General features: G+C 45.5%; 3 protein-coding genes. All 3 read left to right on the top strand.

The genetic code is table 11. From position 1 onward, the window contains the following. Positions 1–45 precede the first annotated feature (45 nt). The 3 genes from UB32_RS20605 to UB32_RS18810 all read left to right on the top strand — a co-directional run bounded on the left by UB32_RS20605 (position 46) and on the right by UB32_RS18810 (position 2391). Positions 46–285, top strand: a complete 240-nt coding sequence (locus UB32_RS20605) for an aldo/keto reductase (RefSeq protein ID WP_307192683.1) — start codon at positions 46–48, stop codon at positions 283–285. Between the two features lie 451 nt (positions 286–736). Next, positions 737–1591, top strand: coding sequence for a GRP family sugar transporter (locus tag UB32_RS18815; RefSeq protein ID WP_128721591.1), 855 nt, complete (start codon positions 737–739; stop codon positions 1589–1591). Between the two features lie 14 nt (positions 1592–1605). After that, positions 1606–2391, top strand: a complete 786-nt coding sequence (locus UB32_RS18810; RefSeq protein WP_044396708.1) for a glucose-1-dehydrogenase — start codon at positions 1606–1608, stop codon at positions 2389–2391. The last annotated feature ends 28 nt before the right edge of the window (positions 2392–2419 follow it).

Genomic DNA, 2419 nt, shown 5'->3' with positions numbered 1-2419 from the left:
CCCCTTGTCTGACCGAACTTTCATCCCACCTCTAAAGAGGGTGCTATCGCACCTGCGTGGGCTTTCTCGTTCGGAAAATCTGTAAATAACAACATAATCATCATCCAATCGAAGTGTGGCATTCGTTTTGGGGATCAGGAAGCAGGTCTGCCAACAAGATATGATTTTTCAAAATCGGATATTCTCGACAGTGTGGATGGGATTCTTTCAAGGCTTGGTATTGAATACCTTAACATTTTGTTACTGCACCGTCCCGATCCGTTAATGGACCCTAGTGAAGTTTGAAGTTGGAGAAGCGTTCCACCAGCTCAAGGCATCTGCAAAGTGCGTTCGTTCGTGTTTCCATATGAGTGCAGGTCAAATGCGCTTACTGCAGAAGCATACCGACGAAAAAATTATGGTCAACTAATTGGAAATGAGCTTACATAAAATTTGCTGGATCGATACAGGTGTACATGTCAATCAGGAAGCGGCACGCCAAAACACTTTCCCGGAAGGAACGCTAGAGTACTGCCAGATGGAAAATATCCAGATTCAATCATGGTGCTCCCTTGCAGAAGGTCTCTATTCAGGGAAGAACATTTCATAAAAAAGACTTTTCAGAGGATAGCATATTCGCTATCCTCTTTAATTTTTGCCGTGAATGTGAATGTTGTACTCTTGCGGAATAAGATTCGACTTTATATCTCAGTCTAATAGTAACATGTCAGTAATGATGAGATTGGGGTATGAGGCTATGACTGGGATTTTATTGGCTTTGCTTGCAGCGGTGTCGTGGGGCAGCATTGTGTTTATCAGCAATAAGCTGGGCGGTGACGAGGACAGCCAAACGCTTGGTACAACGGGGGGAGCCTTGTTATTTGCGATAGTGGTATTTCTTTATAAGAGACCGGACTTGTCGACGCTTGTATGGGTGGTAGGTTTTATTTCCGGCCTGTTTTGGTCACTGGGCCAGAAAAATCAGTTTGGGGCCGTTCGCTACTTGGGCGTTGCGAAAACGGCACCCATGTCAACTGGCTTGCAGTTGATTGGGACCACTTTTTTCGGAGTGTTTATTTTTAAGGAATGGCAAACAAAAATGAATATTATTGTCGGTATTGCTGCGCTTGTCTTAATTATTGCAGGTGCATTGCTTACTTCACTCAATCAGGAAGGTGAAAGAGGACAGACGAAGAACCTAAAAAAGGGTCTGCTTGTCTTGCTCATTTCGACGGTTGGGTTTGTCGGATACGTGGTATTAATCCGCTGGTTTAATATTGATGGATGGGCTGCGGTTCTTCCACAGGCGATTGGAATGGTGACTGGTGCATTTCTGATGACCTTACGCGACAAGCCATATAACAAGTATGCTATCCGTAACATATTAACGGGAATCCTTTGGAGCACGGGAAATCTAGGACTATTGCTGGCACTGCCGAGGATCGGGGTTGCTACAAGTTTCTCGCTCTCACAAACTGGAATTGTCATCTCAACGATTGGCGGTCTTTTCTTTTTAAATGAACGAAAAAGTAAAAAGCAAGTTTGGCGAGTGTTACTGGGCTGCCTGTTTATTATTGCAGGTGGTGTGGTAATGGGAGTAACGAAAAGATAAAAGGAGCTGACATAATGTATCCAAATCTTGAAGGAAAAGTCGTGGTCATTACAGGTGCTGCCACTGGTCTCGGGAAAGCAATGGCGGAGAGATTCGGGGCAGAGAAAGCCAAAGTTGTCATCAACTATTTTAACGAGGAGCAAGAAGTGCAAGAGATTATAGAGACGGTAGAAAGAGCAGGCGGAAATGCGACTGCGATTCAAGGGGATGTCACGAAGGAAGCTGATGTAAAAAGGATGATCTCCCATGCGGTGAAGACATTCGGTACATTGGATGTCATGGTGAATAACGCGGGCATTGAAAACGAGGTGCCTTCGGAAGACCTATCTCTCGAGGACTGGAACAGGGTTATTTCCACTAATTTAACAGGGCAATTCCTTGGCTGCAGGGAAGCGGTTGATTATATGCTACAAAATAACATCAAGGGTTCGATCATTAACATGTCATCCGTCCATCAGGAAATACCGTGGCCACACTTCGTCCATTATGCAGCCAGCAAAGGAGGGGTTAAGCTCTTAACCGAAACGCTCGCACTCGAATTTGCTCCTCATGGGATACGAGTGAACTGCATCGCACCAGGTGCGATTAACACACCTATTAATGCTGAGAAATTTGCAGACCCTGAGCTGAAAAAAGGTGTCGTAGATTTAGTCCCAATGGGCTATATCGGCAAGCCAGAAGAAATCGCGGCCTGTGCCGTATGGCTTGCCTCTAGCGAAGCAAGCTACGTCACAGGGATAACCCTTTTTGCAGACGGCGGAATGACCCAATATCCAGGATTCCAGGCAGGGAAGGGATAATAAGTTAAAGCGCAAGCGCCTTGGTCAG

The sequence above is a fragment of the Mesobacillus subterraneus genome (assembly GCF_000934845.1).
Lineage (GTDB): Bacteria > Bacillota > Bacilli > Bacillales > Cytobacillaceae > Mesobacillus > Mesobacillus stamsii.
The sequence above is the reverse complement of the archived record's forward strand: the minus strand, read 5'-3'. Positions and strand labels throughout refer to the sequence as shown.

Excerpts from the sequence above, each read along its gene's own strand:
- UB32_RS18815 (WP_128721591.1), top strand. The coding sequence starts at position 737 with ATGACTGGGATTTTATTGGCTTTGCTTGCAGCGGTGTCGTGGGGCAGC.
- UB32_RS18810 (WP_044396708.1), top strand. The coding sequence starts at position 1,606 with ATGTATCCAAATCTTGAAGGAAAAGTCGTGGTCATTACAGGTGCTGCC.